The following is a 17,481-nucleotide window of genomic DNA, read 5'->3' as shown; positions in this document are numbered from 1 at the left end:
GTGTTGGTAAAAATAAACTTTTTCCACACAGAAATATAAATTCAAGTTTCTTCGATTAAAAAATACGAATGGATTGAAGGTATAACAAAGAAAATCGGTAAACTTAAATAATTTTACCCTTTACAAATTGTCGAAACCCGGTTATAATAGAATTCGTCAGTTCGAAAACCACAAATTTTATTACCGATATGGCCCGTTGGTCAAGTGGTTAAGACACCGCCCTTTCACGGCGGTAACACGGGTTCGAATCCCGTACGGGTCACTTTTTCTGGAGGATTAGCTCAGCTGGGAGAGCACTTGCCTTACAAGCAAGGGGTCACAGGTTCGAGCCCTGTATCCTCCACCATTTGTGTCTAAGGGTATTTTTCCTTTGCCGGTCTAGCTCAATTGGTAGAGCAACGAGCAATGCATCTGCCGAATATGCTGCGAGTTGCGAGGAGTGCTGCGTCACTGAATAAGCTTGCAACACGACGAGCAACCCAATATTTCCCATAAGTTTTATGCTAATTATACTTGTTAATAAATATGCCGGTCTAGCTCAATTGGTAGAGCAACTGACTTGTAATCAGTAGGTTGGGGGTTCAAGTCCTCTGGCCGGCACCATTCATTTCATAAGCATAAAATATAAGTTAAAGGAAAATATATGGAGGGGTAGCGAAGTGGCTAAACGCGGCGGACTGTAAATCCGCTCCCTCAGGGTTCGGGAGTTCGAATCTCTCCCCCTCCACCATTAACTGAATTTTTATTGTTGGGCTATAGCCAAGCGGTAAGGCAACGGGTTTTGGTCCCGTGATCCTAGGTTCGAATCCTAGTAGCCCAGCCATTTTTTTGCCTTTTTGTAAAGGCAAGCAGAGCCATTAGCTCAGTCGGTAGAGCATCTGACTTTTAATCAGAGGGTCGAAGGTTCGAGTCCTTCATGGCTCATTATGAAAGCTTTATACACAGCGAGGAAATAAACAAGGTATGAATACCTTGTTTATTTGCATTATACGCGGTTTTTTTACATAATAAGTTAAGATAGAATTAATAGAGATAACTTTTGAAGAATTTTTTATCATAATTTGCTTTTTTCTAATAAAGATAATAAGAAGAACATGTTATAATATTACTGGATTATCGTGCGAAATTAAGAATTGGATTAAAAGGATGATACACTATGGAAACATCCAGAATACCTGGATTCTATAATATGTCGGTGGAAGAACGTAGAAGTTTGTTAAAAAAGCTACATACTTTTTCTGACGATAATTTTACGAAGCTTACGGAAGATGCTCCATTAACGGTTGATACTGCGGACAAAATGATTGAAAATGTCATCGGTACATTTCAGCTTCCTCTTGGTCTTGGCTTGAACTTTCTAATTAATGGCAAAGATTATGTCGTACCAATGGCAGTAGAGGAAGCTTCAATCGTTGCCTCATCGAGTCATATTGCAAGAATTGTCCGCCAGGCAGGCGGGTTTACGGCCACTTCAACGGAGAGAATTATGATTGGTCAGATTCAGGTCGTTGGCTGTGAGGATTTCTCTAAGGCAAAGGAAACATTGCTTAAGGAAAAGGAGATGCTAATTAAAGCTGCCAATGATGCATATCCGAGTATTGTTGCAAGGGGCGGCGGTGCAAAGGATTTAGATGTCCGCATCTTGAATGATGACGCACAATCGGCATATAGCAAAATGCTTATATTGCATTTATATATCGATACATGTGATGCGATGGGGGCAAATATTATCAATACAATGGTTGAATCCCTTGCCCCGACGGTAGAGGAATTGACGAAAGGAAAAGTGTATTTAAGAATTCTCTCAAACTACGCTGATCAATGCTTGGCAAAGGCACGGTGCGTCATTCCTCCAGAACTGCTGAAAACCGGAGATTTCTCTGGCGAGGAAGTTAGGGATGGGGTTATTCTTGCCTATGAGTTTGCCGCGTCTGACCCGTACCGGGCGGTTACTCATAATAAAGGAATTATGAATGGAATTGATCCGGTAGTTATAGCGACGGGGAATGATTGGCGCGCAGTGGAAGCCGGAGCCCATGCATATGCAAGCAGAAATGGTGTATATACGTCAATGACCGAGTGGTATAAAGATGAAGAAGGTAATTTAGTCGGGGAATTGGAATTACCAATGTCTATCGGCACTGTCGGTGGTGCAACACGGGTTCATCCGCTGGCGAAATTCGCTTTAGATCTGATGGATATCCAATCGTCAAGAGAATTGGCGGAAGTTATTGTTGCTGTAGGATTAGCACAAAATTTGGGAGCGTTAAAGGCATTGGCAACAGACGGAATTCAAAAAGGACACATGGCATTGCATTCTCGCTCGGTTGCAATAGCTGCAGGAGCTACAGGGGAGATGATTGATATCGTTGCAGAAGAATTGATTAAACGAAAAGAAATCCGTGTTGGTAAAGCAAAAGAATTGGTGGAACAGTTGACAAAATGAGTGCAGAAAAGGTAACGACAACAGAAAAAACAGCGATTGGCGTTGCTCACAGTAAAGTGATACTAATAGGGGAACATGCGGTTGTACACGGACAGCCCGCAATTGCCCTTCCATTTCCGCTAATCGGTGTGGAAACCGTCGTAGAATACGTGCCAGGATCGGTAAAACTGGACAGCGCCTTTTATCATGGTCCGATGGATTCCGTCCCACATTCGTTAAAGGGAATCGCCAAATGTATCAGAGGAACATTAGATTATTTAGGCTTGCCATGCCGGGATTTGCTTATTCGTATAAGCTCATCCATTCCTCCCGGGAAAGGTCTTGGCTCAAGCGCCTCTGTAGCCATTTCGATTATCCGGTCACTTTTTGCCTATGCAAACCGTTCCTACAATGAAAAGGAAATACTGAACCTGGCGAATATTGCTGAAAGGTTTGCCCATGGGTCACCAAGCGGAATCGATACATTGACGATAACGCTGGATTCTCCTATTTGGTTTGAAAAAGAATCTCCAATTCAGTACATTCATTTGAAGGAAGACTTTCACTTCATCGTGGCAGATTCTGGCCGGGTCGGGGACACCCGTTCATCTGTTGAGTCGGTTGCCCGCTTATTGAAAGCAGCACCGAAAAAAATCCAGCGGAAATTGGAACGGATCGGTGAATTGACGTATCAGGCAAAACATGCATTGGAGAAGGCCGGAAAATACATTTTAGGCCAATTATTAGATGAAGCACAAAAAGAATTAGAGGCGTTAGGGGTTAGTGACGCTGGGTTAAATCGGCTAATTTATTTTGCTAAGCAAGAAGGTGCCCTTGGAGCGAAATTGACTGGCGGAGGAAATGGAGGCTGTATTATTGCTCTTGCCCAGAATGAAATGCATTCCCGTCAGCTGGCAGAAAAATTAAGAAAATATGGTGCCCATGCAGTATGGCCTTTTGTTTTAAAGAAGAGCCCGAGTAGCTCGATGGAAGAATAAATTTCCTAATCGCTTAAGCAAATGCATGTGGAATGTTTGCCCAAGCTAAATTCATTTTCCACCAGCCTATCCTTTCGCTGGTGGAATTATTTATATAAGCATGGAATAATACAAATTACGTGCATGATTAAGTATGGATAGGTAAATACACCATTAATGCGAAAAAAAGGAGTTAAGTCATTGAGAGTAACAGCGAAAGCACATACGAATATTGCTTTAATTAAATATTGGGGAAAGCGCAATGAAAAATTAATATTGCCGACAAACAGCAGCCTGTCTTTAACGCTTGACGGTTTTTACACCGTAACGACGACGGAATTCCGCGATGATTTGTCAAAGGACGTTTTTATTTTAAACGGCAAAGAAGTGGAAGGGGAAGCTTACGAGCGGGTTTCTTCCTACCTCGATTTAATTCGCTCCTATAGTAAGACGGAACGGTATGCTCATATTGATTCTACAAATGAAGTTCCTACGGCAGCCGGTTTTGCCTCTTCAGCATCGGGTTTTGCAGCGCTGGCAGCATCGGCAACGAAAGCATTAGGTTTACAGCTGGACGATAAAGAGCTTTCCATTTTGACAAGACAAGGTTCTGGCTCTGCCTGCCGTTCCATATACGGTGGTTTTGTTGAATGGCAAATGGGGGAGAAGGAAGACGGCTCGGATTCCTATGGAGTTCCGATTGCTTCTGAAAATTACTGGGATGTTCGCATGGCTGGCGTTGTCTTAACTGCAAAAACAAAAAAAGTATCAAGCCGTTCTGGCATGAAACGTACGGTGGATACTTCCCCGTATTACTCCGGTTGGTTAGCTTCCGTCCCGAATGATTTGGAAAATATTAAAGAAGCAATTCGGGAAAAGGATTTTGAAAAACTCGGTTCCATTGCCGAATCAAACTGTCTGAAAATGCACGCAACAACGTTAGCAGCAAATCCGCCGTTTACCTATTGGCTTGATTCAACCGTACGGGTAATGCATGCTGTGCAGCAATTACGGGAAGAAGGGATACCGGCCTATTTTACGATTGATGCCGGACCAAACGTGAAAGTGCTTTACCTGCCCGAGTCCGAAGCAAAAGTTGCTGCAGCATTAAAATCGATACCTGATGTCACTGATGTCATATTGAGCAAGCCAGGACCAGGAATTACATACCTTTAGGAGGATTAGTCTTGCATACAGAAAAAATGACGATTCGCGTTCCCGGGAAGCTGATGATTGCAGGAGAATTCGCTGTACTGGAACCGGATGAACATTGTTTGGTTATGGCGGTAGACCGTTATATATTTGCAGAGATTCAGGCATCAGACGAAAATCGTGTATCTTTGTTGGATTTTGGCTTAAACGATATATCTTTTTCATGGGAAAATGGGAATATCGTTCTTCATATTGAGGATATGAGAAAGAAATTTGTCGAACAGGCAATGACGATTGCGTATCGCTATTTGGATGAAAAGGGAGTTTCCTTTCCGCCTGTCCGTTTATCCATCCGCAGTGAATTAAAAGATGAATCGGGAGTAAAATATGGCCTCGGTTCCAGTGCTGCAGTGACGACGGCAGCAGTAACAGCAATCTTAAATTATTTTTTGAAAGAGGAAGCGGATAAAGAACTGATTTTTAAATTGGCTTCCTTAACCCATGTTATTATACAAGGAAATGGCTCCGGGGCGGACATTGCCGCCTCATGTTTCGGCGGACTGATCCAATATTCCTCTTTTCAGGCAGAATGGCTGCTGAAAGCATGGTCGGATAGCAAATCTATACATGATCTCATCGAGAAAAATTGGCTTTATTTATCCATAAAGCCAATCCCAATTCCGAATAATATATTGTTTTGTGTTGGCTGGACAAAAAAAGCAGCTTCAACCGGGAAACTTGTCGACCAAGTATTAAAATTAAAAAAGGCTAATCCTGAACGGTTTGCATTATTTTTATATCAGAGCCGTAATGCTGTAAAGAAGATGGCAGATGGCGTTCGGCAAGGGAATTTGCCGCTTCTTATGGAAGGAACGAAAGAGAATCGGAAAGCGTTGGCTCGCTTGGGCAAGGATGCTGGAGCGGACATTGAGACTCCATTGCTTAAAACATTAAGTGACATCGCCGAAAAATATGGCGGTGCAGGAAAGCCATCGGGTGCCGGCGGCGGAGATTGCGGAATTAGTTTTATGCCTTCTAAGGAAGCGCAAGAAAATTTAAATAAGGCTTGGATGCAGGAAGGAATACGCCCCCTCAGTCTCCAGCCGGATATTCGAGGTGTCTGTGTCATTAACGATGAAATAAAATAGACATGAATCCTTTTTAACAGATTCATGTCTATTTTTATGGGACGGAACAATATTTCAAGTAATCATTAATCAGCTTGTCTAATTTTCTGCTTGAAGAAATGACAATATCGGAGGATAAATCGTGTTGTTTGCTAAGTAAAAGCATTTCTTTGCGGCATTCCTCAATTTTGTTCAATAAAGCCGTTCTTGTCATCGTATTTACCTCCTTTTATACATCCTGTATACTATATTAAAAGATATTTAAAAAAAGACAACATTAAAATATTTGCAATTTTATAGATGAAGAGGCTAAAAATATCAAAAATTTTTTATTGAAACCTGCAACCGGATTAAAACGTAACAATAATACCGCAAGTAAGCGGAGGTAAATGAATGGAACATATCGTAAAAGAAAGAATAAAGCAAGTAAAAAAAGGGGATCAATCAGCCTATCGGGAAATTGTTGAATTGTATCAGAATAAGATATACCAGCATTGTTATCGCATGTTAGGCAATGTACACGAGGCGGAGGATATAGCACAGGAGGCATTTATTCGTGCGTACGTAAATATCGATTCCTTTGATGAACGCAGGAAATTCTCATCTTGGTTGTATCGGATTGCAACGAATTTGTCCATTGACCGAATACGAAAAAGAAAACCGGATTATTTCCTTGATGCGGAAGTTAAAGGAACTGATGGCTTGGATATGTACTCCCAGATGGCTGCATCTGACCGTACGCCGGCCGAAGAACTGGAAAGCAACGAACTTCAGCGTTACATTCATAAGGAAATTTCAGAGCTCCCTCCAAAATATCGCAGCATTATCGTTTTGCGTTATTTAGAGGAATTTTCCCTCCAGGAGATTAGCGAAATTTTGGACATACCGATTGGAACGGTGAAAACGAGAATTCACCGGGGACGGGAAGCTTTACGGAAAAGGCTTCGTCACGTGTAAAGGAGTGAAAACAATGGATGCCCATAAAGAGCATATTAAATTAATGCATAAATATTTAGACGGCGATTTAACGAAGGAAGAAGAATTGGTGTTAAGCAAGCATTTGGAAGAGTGCGAGGCATGTCAGAAACATTTTCATGAATTAAACCGAACGATTGCATTGATCCAGAGTACAGAGCAAATAGCTGCTCCTCTCCATTTTACAGAAAATGTCATGAAGTCCTTGCCAAAAGAGAAAAAACGAATGAAAGTCATCCGTTTATTCAAAGGTCATCCTTTTCTGGTGGCGGCTGCAGTATTTTTTGTCTTTATGTTCGGCGGAATGTTCTCTTTTTGGAATCAGAGCAATGAGCTGGTCGTATCCAAAACTGACAATCTGATTATTCAGGGAGATACGGTCATCGTTCCGGAGGGCGTAACGATCGAAGATGACTTATTAATAAAAAATGGCAATTTAGTCGTTAAAGGAAAAATAGACGGCAATGTAACGATCTTTAATGGAAAGCTCATTGAAGAAGAACCTTCTCAAGATCAGGAAGGCTTAATGGCCTCTGTCGGGGAAGTAAATGGCGAATTGAAAACGGTGGACCGTATTTTTGAATGGATATGGTATCATATAAACGAAATAATACAAAAAGTATTTGCAATGTAACGTTGCGAATATAGCTTCCAGCTGTATTCGCATTTTTTAAGCTTATTATTTTCCGGTAGATGTTATATGGGCTGATTGGTGGTATAATATGAATCAGTATTATTTATCGTCACCGAAAAATTCATATTGCAGATAAGGATGTGTGAACATGCCATTTGATGGGGGATTGAGTTTTATTGATCTCTTGCGTATTGGAATCGATATCGCTCTCGTCTGGTATGTAATATATAAATTAATGATGCTCATCCGGGGAACAAAGGCAATCCAGCTTTTAAAAGGAATTGCTGTTATTCTCGGTGTATGGCTCATCAGTATTGCACTTGACTTGCAAACGATTAAATGGCTGACAAATCAGGCGATTATATGGGGATTTCTTGTCATCATCATATTATTCCAGCCGGAGCTAAGAAGGGCGCTGGAGCAAATTGGCCGGGGAAATCTGTTTTCCCGCAGTTCGAGATCGGAAGAAGAAATAACAAGCCAGTTAATCAGTTCGATTGTAGAGTCGTGTAAATATATGGCCAAAAGGAGAATTGGAGCATTAATTACTATCGAAGGGGAAACGGGAATTGGCGAATACGCTGAGACGGGAATTATGGTAGATGGGAAACTGACCCATCAGCTGCTCACAAATATATTTACGCCAAACACCCCCCTCCATGACGGTGCAGTAATCATAAAAGATGGCAAAATCAATGCTGCTGCCTGTTACTTGCCGCTTTCAGAGAGTCCATTTATATCAAAGGAATTAGGAACGAGACATCGTGCGGCAATGGGGATTAGCGAAGTTACTGATGCACTAACCATCGTTGTTTCGGAGGAAACAGGGGCCATTTCGTGTACGAAAAACGGGGAGCTGCATCGAGATATTGATGAAGAGCGGCTGCAAAAAATGCTTTCTGCCCACCTGTCCCAAATAGAATTGGAAGGGAACCACCGCAAGTATTGGAAACGGAGGGGAAGCAAGAATGGATAATTGGTTTAAAAGCAAATGGTTTGTCCGAGTTGCTTCATTAGCCTTCGCGATTATTTTGTATGTTTTCGTCCATGTAGATCAAAACTCTACCCAATCAAATGCTGCTCTTCCAGGTTTGGCAAAAGAGTCGGAAACTCTTGATGACGTGCCTGTAGAAATACGTATCGATGAAGAAAATTATGTCGTAACAGGGGTCCCGGAGTTTGTCACTGTCAGCCTTTCTGGTCCTCCAAGTGTTTTGCGGCCAACGGTTGTACAGCGTAATTTTAGTGTTTTTGTCGACTTGAAAGGCTTAGAAGAAGGGGAGCACGTTGTAGAAATTGAGCACAACATTACCGATGAACTCGATGTATTTATTGAGCCAAAGAGCGTTGAAGTGTACATTGAGGAGCGGGCAAGTGCCGAATTCCCTATATCCGTTGAATTTATTAATAAAGATCAGCTTCCGCCGGGATACGAATTAGGCAGTTTCGAGATAAAACCAGAAGTAGTAACAATTACAAGCTCCCGAACAGTAATCGATCAAGTGAAAATTGTAAAAGTATTTGTAGATGTAGCCGGATTAACGGAGCCGATTCGGAATCGGGAAGTGCCAATTAATGTTTACGACGGTCAGGGCAATGAATTAAATGTTAGACTGGACCCTGAAACAGTTGTTGTATCTGCGGAAATAAATAATCCGAGCAAAACGGTCAGCGTCGAAGTACCGACCGTCGGCGAGCTGCCGGAAGGGTACGAACTACTGTCCATCACCCCTAGCGTGGAAGAAATTGAAATCTTTGGGACAAGCAATGTTTTGGAAACCGTTAGTTCGATTGCAACTGAAGAGCTTAATTTATCAGAAATTCGGGAGTCTGGAACGGTCGAGCTGAAATTGGCATTGCCGGAAGGGATTATCGTCCCTGATGTAGAATCGATTGAAGTATCGATAGAAATTAAGGAAACACGCGTATTCCGGAACGTGCCTATTGAAGTGCGGGGAATTGATGAAGAACAATTTCAATTTATACAGCCGGAAAATGGGCAGTTGGATGTTACCATTACTGGTAATCAATCCGTTACGAAAGAAGTTTTGAGGGAAGAGATTATCCCTTATGTTACCGTGCAACAATCCGCTGCAGGCGAGATTTCATTGCCTGTAGCGGTAGAAATTCCAAATATGGACGATTTAACGGTGGAACTGGATGTAGAAGAAGTAACGATTGAAATTGCACAGTAAGAATTACATAGCTCTCAACGATAATCTGTGGGTATGGAAGTAAAGGAGAGATCATTAATGGGAAAATACTTTGGAACTGATGGTGTCAGAGGAGTGGCCAACGTTGAATTAACTCCTGAATTGGCTTTTAAGCTTGGACGTGTCAGTGGATATTTGTTAGGACAAAAATCAGAGAAGCCGAAAGTGATTATTGGCCGGGATACGAGAATCTCAGGAGAAATGCTGGAAGGGGCCCTTGTGTCAGGCTTGCTTTCCGTTGGTGCAGAAGTAATGCGGCTCGGTGTTATCTCTACTCCTGGAGTTGCTTATTTAACGAAAGCGCTAAGCGCCAGTGCGGGAATTATGATTTCCGCATCCCATAATCCGGTGGAAGATAATGGGATAAAGTTTTTTGGCCCGGATGGTTTCAAATTAAGTGATGAACAGGAAAACGAGATGGAACGTTTGCTTGATGCGGAAGATAATTTGCCTCGTCCAACCGGAGCTGGCATCGGAAATATTAATGATTACTATGAAGGCGGACAAAAGTATTTATCCTTTCTTAAGGATACAATTGATAATGATTTGGAAGGATTAACCGTTGCTTTAGATTGTGCCCATGGAGCAACATCGAGCCTTGCTACCCATTTATTTGCCGATTTGGAAGCAGACGTATTTTCGATTGGTTCTACACCAAATGGGTTGAATATTAATGATGGTGTAGGCTCAACCCATCCCGAATCGCTGCAGGCCTTTGTTTTGGAAAAAGAAGCGGACGTCGGCCTTGCGTTTGACGGAGATGGGGACCGTTTGATTGCTGTAGACGAGAAGGGGAATTTGGTCGACGGGGACCAAATTATGTACATTTGTGCTAAGTTTTTAAAAGAAAGAGGAATGCTCCCTCACAATACGGTTGTCTCCACTGTAATGAGCAATATCGGCTTTTACAAAGCATTGGAAGCGAATGAAATATCCAGCAAGAAAACCGCCGTCGGGGATAAATATGTAATGGAAGAAATGCGAAAAGGCGGATATGTGCTGGGCGGGGAACAATCGGGACATATTATCTTTCTGAATCACACGACGACGGGAGACGGCATGTTATCCGCGCTACAATTATTAAATGTAATAAAAGAAACCGGAAAGCCATTATCCGAGTTGGCATCGGAAATGAAGGTGTTCCCGCAAGTGTTAAAAAATGTGAAGGTTGCCAATAAAGAAGAGGCAATGACAAATAGCCGAATTCAAGAAGAAATTGAAGCAGTGGAAAAAGAGCTTGGGAATGAAGGCCGCGTACTGGTACGGCCGTCTGGTACCGAACCGCTCATTCGCGTTATGGTGGAAGCACCGACGGAAGAAGCATGTGAGAATTATACCGACCGTATTGTAAAAGTAGTTGAAGAGTTATTTGGGGTAAAAGAATAGGACAATGGAGCATCTAGAGTTTGCCTTAACTTTGGATGCTCTTTTTTTATAAATAAAGGGGGAAGTGAATATGATTGATTTTCCGAAACCGACGGTAGAACAGTTTTTTCGAACGTATGCGATTACCGACTTTGCCTTCAGCAATGATGAAGAGAGGTTAATTTTCAGCTCTAACTTAAACGGAAAAATGAATTTGTGGGCAATCGATTTGAAAAATTCCCGTTTTCCTTACCTGTTTGCCCATCATGATGAGTCGATTGGTTATATTAAAATCGATCCGAGTAATAAATTTGTGCTCGCCGGGTATGACCGGGACGGGGATGAAAATTACCAAATCTATGCCATTCCGTATGATGGCGGTTTGCCTCAGCCGTTAGTTACCGGAGAAGAAGACGAGAAATACATTCTTTCCCATTTAAGCAAAGACGGGAAACGGATTTATTATAATACGTCAAAAGACAATCCGAATTTTTTGAATACACGGGTGTACAATTTGGAAGACAAGAGCGATGTGCTGCTGCTTGAAGGAGAAGTTTCTCCGACGGAATTGGCGGCAGTATCGGAAGACGAAAAGTCTCTCGTATATTTACGTGCTTTCGCCAATACGTACGTTATCGGGTTTGTTAAAACCGAAAAGGAAACCCTTTATTTAACCCCAGACCGGGGAAAAGTCCATGTTGCCTATTCTCCTGTTTTTACCGACAACGATACAATTTATTTCCTTACCGATTATGACAGTGAATTCGCCTATATTGCGAAATTTGACATTCAATCGAAAAGGTTTGCCCCCGTTCGGAAAATAGAGAAGGAAAGTGTCATCAGCTTAACATGGGATAAACAGAATAAACAGTTTTATGTTGTTACAGAAAAAGGAGTGGCCCATTTTTTCTATCGCTATCATTTAAAAGACGATGTGTTGGAAAAAATTGAGGCGCCAATTGATATCTTTTCGAAGGTGCATGTAGCAGAATCGGGAAATGTGTATGCCCTTGGCGGGTCAGCAACGGTGCCGATGAATATATATAAATATGTTCCTGAAAAAGGATGGGAAATGCTAACTGCGAACCGTGTGCTTGGAGTATCCCGGGAAGATATGGTCGAACCGGAGGTAGTGACTTATCCATCCTTCGACGGTATGGAGATTGAAGCATTGCTGTTTAGAGCAAAACCGGAAAATGATAATGGGTACACCATTTTTTGGCCCCATGGGGGTCCGCAGGCGGCGGAACAGAAATTTTACCGTGCCATGTTTCAAGTATTTCTCAATCGGGGATATACGATTTTCGCCCCTAACTTTCGGGGAAGCACCGGATACGGCTCCTCCTTTGTAAAATTAGTAGAACGGGATTGGGGAGAAGGGCCGCGCTTAGATAATGTTGCCGGAATAGAATGGTTATTTCAAAAGGGTATATCCAGCAGAGAAAAATTGTTTCTTGTAGGCGGCAGCTATGGCGGATATATGGCCCTTCTGCTCCATGGACGTCATCCGGAATATTTTAGGGCGGTGGTGGATATTTTTGGTCCATCCAATCTCTTTACCTTTGTTAAATCGGTGCCTCCTCATTGGCAGCCGATTATGGACCGGTGGCTCGGGGATCCGGAAAGGGATAAGGAACGTTTTGAAAAGGATTCCCCGATTACCTATTTAGAGCAAATGACGAAGCCAATGCTCGTTATTCAGGGAGCGAAAGACCCGCGGGTAGTGAAGGAAGAATCGGACCAAATCGTCGCGAAATTAAAGGAAAAGGGACGGGATGTGGAATATCTTGTTCTGGAAGATGAAGGCCACGGCTTTTCGAAAAAGGAAAATGAAATACTCGTTTATAAACGGATGCTCGAATTTTTAGAGAAACATCAGTAAGAATTCTTGTTAACAGTAGTGGAAGCGAAAAATTAAGAGCTTCCATATTGTTTCATATTAGAAAATCAGTGAATTATATACTTATTTTTATAAAAATAGTGGAAAATAGTATTTTACACTGTATAATAAATGTAAGTGAAAAATGAATATAAGAGTACAGGTGATTTCTTCGGAAATCATAATAGGGAAGTTTGGTGAAAATCCAACGCGGTCCCGCCACTGTAATTGGGAGCAAGCTGCATATGCCACTGTAAGCTATTACGGGAAGGTGCAGTAAGCGATGACCATAAGCCAGGAGACCTGCCTGTATTCTTTGTGCACCAAACCTACGAGGAATAGGAAGGTGCAAAGGGATATTTGTGTCATTTTATCCTTTTTGCTGCCATCTTCATTTCTCGTGAAGATGTTTTTTATTTTCGGCAAAAATAAAGGAGGTCGTTGCATGAAAAGAGCACTGTTCGCAATACTTGCTATTTTATTCTTTTCGGTTATGTTATTAGCAGCATGCAGCAATACGCCGGAAAACGAAGCAGGAGAAGAAGCAGCACGTGCAGAAAAATCCCAACATAGTGCAGAAACAGAGGAAAATTCCGCATTTCCGGTTACGGTTACGGATGCGATTGGTGAAGAAATGACATTCGAAAAGGCGCCGGAGCGGATTGTATCACTAATTCCCAGCAATACAGAGATTGCCTATGCCCTTGGATTAGGGGAACAAATTGTCGGGGTTTCCGACTATGATAATTATCCGGAAGAAGTATTGGAAAAGGAAAAAGTAGGTGGACTGGAGCTAAATGTGGAAGCGATTCTCGGCCTTGAACCGGATTTGGTTCTCGCCCACGAGTCCGGATTGAATAGCACGCAAGAAGCGTTAGAGCAAATTAAAGATGCGGATATTCCGGTATTCGTTGCAGCCGATGCCCAAGATATTGAAAGCACCTATGGAGTGATTGAGCAAATTGGTGCAATAACCGGAAAAACTTCCGAAGCAGATGAAGTAATTTTAACGATGAAAGAACAGTTTGCCGAATTGGAAGAACTGACGGCAGAAATTCCGGAAGAAGAACAAAAAGCGGTGTTTTTTGAAGTTTCCCCAGCCCCGGATATTTATACTGCCGGAACGAATACGTTCTTTGATGAACTTCTGCGAATCATCCATGCCAAAAATGCAGCAGCAGAATTAGATGGCTGGGTACAAATCGACCCGGAAAAAGTCGTTGAATTAAATCCGGATGTTATCGTGACAACGTATGGATTTTATGAAGAGGATGCGACTGGCGGGGTGCTTCGCCGTGAAGGATGGGAAAGCATTACGGCGGTAAAAAATCAAGATGTTTATGATGTTCATTCCGATATTGTGAGCCGTCCCGGTCCCCGTCTGGCAGAAGGTGCAAAGGAGCTAGCTCAAGTTGTCTATCCAGAGCTTTTTAAAGAGTAAATATATGCTGGCTTACGTCAGTACCATTGTATTCCTTCTCTGTTCCATCGTTGCAGCTATATCGATAGGCAGTGTCCATGTACCGGTTTTGGACATTGTGAAAATTATTGGTGCACAAATTTTTCACTTGCCGATTATGGATCAGGTAAAGGATATGTACGTCAATATCGTTTATGAAATTCGGCTTCCTAGAGTCTTGCTGGCCGGATTTGTTGGAGCCTCACTGGCCATTGCCGGTGCGGCTTTCCAAGGATTACTGCGAAATCCGCTGGCAGACCCGTATATTTTAGGCATTTCTTCCGGAGCTTCGGTCGGAGCAGTGGCCACTCTCTTTTTCCATCTTTCCATTCCGCTCCTTGGTAATTTTACGTTGCCGGTATTTAGTATCATCAGTGCCTTTTTAACGATTATTGCTGTGTTATATTTCGCCAGGATGGCAGACCGGACGTTGCGGGTGGAGACGATCATTTTAACGGGTGTAATTTTCAGCTCTTTTTTAGGCGCTTTTATTTCTTTGCTCATCGCTCTTTCCGGGGATGAATTGGAAGCGATTATCGGATGGCTGCTCGGAAGTGTTGCCATGCGCGGCTGGAGCTATGTTGCGATCATCGTTCCGTTCTTTATTATCGGCACTGTTCTCTTATGGATGAATGCGAAAGAACTAAATGCGATGTCATTTGGAGAGGAAAGGGCGGAGCATCTTGGGGTGGATGTGGCAAAGCGAAAATTGCTCATACTGCTTGCCGGGTCAATATTGACAGGAGCGGCAGTGGCAGTTTCGGGAGCAATAAGTTTTGTTGGATTGGTTATTCCCCATATGGTCAGGCGTTTGTGGGGACCGAATCATGTGCATCTGTTGCCTCTCTCCATGCTTGCTGGAAGCGGGTTCCTAATTTTAACGGATTTAGTTTCCCGGATGATTATTTCCCCCCGGGTTCTCCCGATAGGAGTTATAACGGCAATAATCGGGGCGCCGATATTTGCCAGTATTTTATTAAAACAAAGGCAGCGAAAATAAGGGGTGGAGAATATGCTAAAACTAGAGCGGGTTACTGGCGGCTATTTTTCGGATCCTATAGTCCAAAATATAAGCTTTTCAGTAGAAAAGGGAGAGTTTTTTGGCATTTTGGGGCCGAACGGTAGCGGAAAAACGACCTTATTAAAAATAATCAGCGGTATTTTACCGGTTATGGAAGGAAAAATTTTAATCGACGGCAAAGAAATTCATCAATATAGCCGAAAAAAATTAGCGCAAAAAATTGCTGTTCTGTCGCAAATCTCCCCCCAAGCTTTTTCCTATACGGTAAAAGAAACAGTGGAACTTGGCCGTTATGCACATCAAAAGGGAGTATTCCATCAATGGACAATTGAGGATGAAAAAATTGTACAGCAAGTAATGGAAGAAACGAATACCCTCCATCTGCAACATGCAACCCTTCAGGAATTATCAGGAGGTGAGCAGCAGCGTGTATATTTAGCCCAGGCATTAGTACAACAGCCGGACATACTGCTTTTGGATGAACCGACGAATCATCTCGATTTAGCCCATCAAAAAAATTTGCTCGATTTATTGAAAAAGCAAAAGTTAACCGTCGTTTCCGTTTTTCATGAGCTGAATTTAGCCAGTCTTTATTGTGACAGACTGCTGCTGTTAAATAATGGAAGGATGCAATTGCTTTCTTCCCCTGATGAGGTGCTGACTGAGTCCCAAATAAAAGAAGTTTATCAGACAGAAGTGCGAAAGCAAGCCCATTACGATATCGCGAAGCCGCAGATTCATATTAAACCAGAATTGGACTCCTCAGATGAAAGCCGATGGAACATTGATGCCTCCCTATTAAAAATAGAAAAGGAAAAAATTGTATTGCAGTCACCAAAGGCATTACGAACCGTTTCTTCCGGCGTAGTCGGCTCCGGCATCGGCTGGCGGTCCGTTTTTATTAATCGTAAAGTTCCGCCTGATTATCAACATGCTCGTCCTGTCAAGGAGATGGAAGGCTATTTAGCAAATTTTGGTTTCCCTTTGACACAGACGGTTGCTATGATGACAGCCGTTGAAATGGATGATGCATGTTATGGCTTTTATGAGGAGGAAGATTTTTCTGTACTGACCGTTGTTACGGCGGGGATAGGGAATGCCATTGACAGTACGAAAGCGGAGAAGCCTGTTCCTGTGGAAGTGGGGACGATAAATATTTGGGTATTTGTAAACGGAAAGTTGTCAGATGAGGCATTTATCCAAGGGGTTATGACAGCTACGGAAGGGAAAGCACAAGTTTTGCGGGAATTGGAAATTGTCGATGAAGAAACGAAGACGATTGCCACGGGAACACCAACCGACAGCATTTTAATTGCAGCAACACAAAGTGGAAGGAACTTTCCCTATGCCGGAGCAGCAACGGACATTGGACGCTGTATCGGGAAAAGTGTCTATAACGAAACAAAAAAAGCAATCGAAAAATATTTGCAGCGAAAACAAAAGGAAAGACATCGTTTTTGAGCTGGCCAAGGTAAATGTTAAACTTTTAGGAGGGAGAACAATGAGATTATATACGAAATCTGGAGACAAAGGGAAAACAAGCCTGATTGGCGGAAGAGTCGAAAAGGACAATATTCGGGTGGAAGCCTACGGCACGATTGACGAAGCCAATTCTTTTATTGGCAAAGCGGTTGCAGAATTGAAAGAACAGGAAAAGTTATTTGCCGACATCATTCAAGATTTAGAAAAAATCCAGCATGAATTATTTGACTGTGGGACCGAATTATCCAATGTAACAGAGAAACGGCCATATACATTAACGGAAGAGCCGATTGAATATATGGAAAAGCGGATTGACGAAATGATAGACGAAGCTCCAAAATTGGAGCGGTTTATCCTTCCAGGCGGGGCCCAGGCAGCAGCCACTCTCCATTTAGCTAGAACCGTCACACGAAGAGCGGAGCGCCAAATTGTCAGTTTGATGAAGGCTGAGGAAGCGTCACCAATCCCGCTAAAATATATGAATCGCTTATCCGATTATTTGTTTGCAGCTGCCCGTGTAATAAACGCCCGTTTAGAAGTTCCGGATGTGGAATATGCAAGAAGCGCCCGCGTCTTCCGGGGAACAAACAAAAAATAATTTTGCCGGTGTCAGGGTATTCCTGGTACCTTTTTTAAATTGGATGACAGGAACAACGAATCGTGTTAAAATATTTCCATTCTAAAAATAGAAAGGAGGATCACATAGAAGTTATTTTAAAAAGCGCCAGGACTATTTTCCTGTCGTAAGGGGAAAATAGTTGACGAGGTGGAG

At 42.5% G+C, this 17,481-nt stretch carries 15 protein-coding genes, 6 tRNA genes and 1 riboswitch; of the genes, 20 read left to right on the top strand and 1 reads right to left on the bottom strand.

Translation table 11 applies throughout. From position 1 onward, the window contains the following. The first annotated feature begins 190 nt into the window (after nucleotides 1-190). The 10 genes from IEV18_RS08220 (at nucleotide 191) to IEV18_RS08175 (ending at nucleotide 5,702) form a co-directional block, all read left to right on the top strand. A tRNA-Glu gene (locus tag IEV18_RS08220) sits at nucleotides 191-262 on the top strand. A gap of 8 nt (nucleotides 263-270) precedes the next feature. Next, a tRNA-Val gene (locus tag IEV18_RS08215) sits at nucleotides 271-346 on the top strand. Between the two features lie 181 nt (nucleotides 347-527). Next, a tRNA-Thr gene (locus tag IEV18_RS08210) sits at nucleotides 528-603 on the top strand. 42 nt (nucleotides 604-645) lie between these two features. Continuing rightward, a tRNA-Tyr gene (locus tag IEV18_RS08205) sits at nucleotides 646-730 on the top strand. A gap of 19 nt (nucleotides 731-749) precedes the next feature. After that, a tRNA-Gln gene (locus IEV18_RS08200) sits at nucleotides 750-823 on the top strand. Nucleotides 824-851: 28 nt separating this feature from the next. Then, nucleotides 852-924 (top strand) — tRNA-Lys (locus tag IEV18_RS08195). 232 nt (nucleotides 925-1,156) lie between these two features. After that, entirely contained in the window at nucleotides 1,157-2,446 is a 1,290-nt protein-coding gene (locus tag IEV18_RS08190; RefSeq protein ID WP_188391901.1) for a hydroxymethylglutaryl-CoA reductase, degradative, read from the top strand. After that, a complete protein-coding gene (gene mvk, locus IEV18_RS08185) occupies nucleotides 2,443-3,423 on the top strand; it encodes a mevalonate kinase (protein WP_188391900.1) in 981 nt (326 codons plus the stop codon). Before IEV18_RS08190 ends, mvk begins: the two co-directional genes overlap by 4 nt. Before the next feature lie 180 nt (nucleotides 3,424-3,603). Then, a complete protein-coding gene (gene mvaD, locus IEV18_RS08180) occupies nucleotides 3,604-4,578 on the top strand; it encodes a diphosphomevalonate decarboxylase (RefSeq protein ID WP_188391899.1) in 975 nt (324 codons plus the stop codon). A gap of 11 nt (nucleotides 4,579-4,589) precedes the next feature. Continuing rightward, nucleotides 4,590-5,702, top strand: coding sequence for a phosphomevalonate kinase (locus IEV18_RS08175; protein ID WP_229733597.1), 1,113 nt, complete (start codon nucleotides 4,590-4,592; stop codon nucleotides 5,700-5,702). 34 nt (nucleotides 5,703-5,736) lie between these two features. On the opposite strand, the gene IEV18_RS08170 is transcribed toward IEV18_RS08175, so the two are convergent. After that, nucleotides 5,737-5,895, bottom strand: coding sequence for an aspartyl-phosphate phosphatase Spo0E family protein (locus tag IEV18_RS08170; protein ID WP_188391898.1), 159 nt, complete (start codon nucleotides 5,893-5,895; stop codon nucleotides 5,737-5,739). Between the two features lie 179 nt (nucleotides 5,896-6,074). Between IEV18_RS08170 and sigW the strand changes: the two genes are divergently transcribed. The 10 genes from sigW to IEV18_RS08120 all read left to right on the top strand — a co-directional run bounded on the left by sigW (nucleotide 6,075) and on the right by IEV18_RS08120 (nucleotide 17,307). After that, the gene (sigW, locus tag IEV18_RS08165) at nucleotides 6,075-6,638 is read left to right on the top strand and encodes an RNA polymerase sigma factor SigW (RefSeq protein ID WP_188391897.1); all 564 of its coding nucleotides are present in this window, start codon (nucleotides 6,075-6,077) and stop codon (nucleotides 6,636-6,638) included. 13 nt (nucleotides 6,639-6,651) lie between these two features. Beyond that, the gene (locus tag IEV18_RS08160) at nucleotides 6,652-7,290 is read left to right on the top strand and encodes an anti-sigma factor family protein (RefSeq protein ID WP_188391896.1); all 639 of its coding nucleotides are present in this window, start codon (nucleotides 6,652-6,654) and stop codon (nucleotides 7,288-7,290) included. 148 nt (nucleotides 7,291-7,438) lie between these two features. Continuing rightward, on the top strand, nucleotides 7,439-8,266 hold the full coding sequence (cdaA, locus tag IEV18_RS08155; RefSeq protein ID WP_188391895.1) for a diadenylate cyclase CdaA: 828 nt from the start codon (nucleotides 7,439-7,441) through the stop codon (nucleotides 8,264-8,266). Next, nucleotides 8,259-9,485 (top strand): CdaR family protein, encoded by a 1,227-nt coding sequence (locus IEV18_RS08150; RefSeq protein WP_188391894.1) that lies wholly within the window; start codon nucleotides 8,259-8,261, stop codon nucleotides 9,483-9,485. Before cdaA ends, IEV18_RS08150 begins: the two co-directional genes overlap by 8 nt. A 57-nt stretch (nucleotides 9,486-9,542) precedes the next feature. After that, on the top strand, nucleotides 9,543-10,889 hold the full coding sequence (gene glmM / locus IEV18_RS08145) for a phosphoglucosamine mutase (RefSeq protein ID WP_188391893.1): 1,347 nt from the start codon (nucleotides 9,543-9,545) through the stop codon (nucleotides 10,887-10,889). 70 nt (nucleotides 10,890-10,959) lie between these two features. After that, a complete protein-coding gene (locus tag IEV18_RS08140; RefSeq protein WP_188391892.1) occupies nucleotides 10,960-12,750 on the top strand; it encodes a S9 family peptidase in 1,791 nt (596 codons plus the stop codon). Nucleotides 12,751-12,891: 141 nt separating this feature from the next. After that, nucleotides 12,892-13,072: riboswitch (cobalamin riboswitch) on the top strand. 120 nt (nucleotides 13,073-13,192) lie between these two features. Beyond that, nucleotides 13,193-14,188, top strand: a complete 996-nt coding sequence (locus IEV18_RS08135; protein ID WP_188391891.1) for an ABC transporter substrate-binding protein — start codon at nucleotides 13,193-13,195, stop codon at nucleotides 14,186-14,188. 4 nt (nucleotides 14,189-14,192) lie between these two features. Then, a complete protein-coding gene (locus IEV18_RS08130) occupies nucleotides 14,193-15,206 on the top strand; it encodes a FecCD family ABC transporter permease (RefSeq protein WP_188391907.1) in 1,014 nt (337 codons plus the stop codon). 12 nt (nucleotides 15,207-15,218) lie between these two features. Further along, nucleotides 15,219-16,688 carry an adenosylcobinamide amidohydrolase gene (locus tag IEV18_RS08125; RefSeq protein ID WP_188391890.1) on the top strand — a complete coding sequence of 490 codons (1,470 nt, stop codon included), beginning with the start codon at nucleotides 15,219-15,221 and terminating at the stop codon, nucleotides 16,686-16,688. Between the two features lie 40 nt (nucleotides 16,689-16,728). Next, nucleotides 16,729-17,307 (top strand): cob(I)yrinic acid a,c-diamide adenosyltransferase, encoded by a 579-nt coding sequence (locus IEV18_RS08120; protein ID WP_188391889.1) that lies wholly within the window; start codon nucleotides 16,729-16,731, stop codon nucleotides 17,305-17,307. The last annotated feature ends 174 nt before the right edge of the window (nucleotides 17,308-17,481 follow it).

The organism is Compostibacillus humi, assembly GCF_014637175.1.
Lineage (GTDB): Bacteria > Bacillota > Bacilli > Bacillales > Amphibacillaceae > Oceanobacillus > Oceanobacillus humi.
Note: the sequence above shows the minus strand (reverse complement) of the source record. Positions and strands in the feature narration are given on the sequence as shown.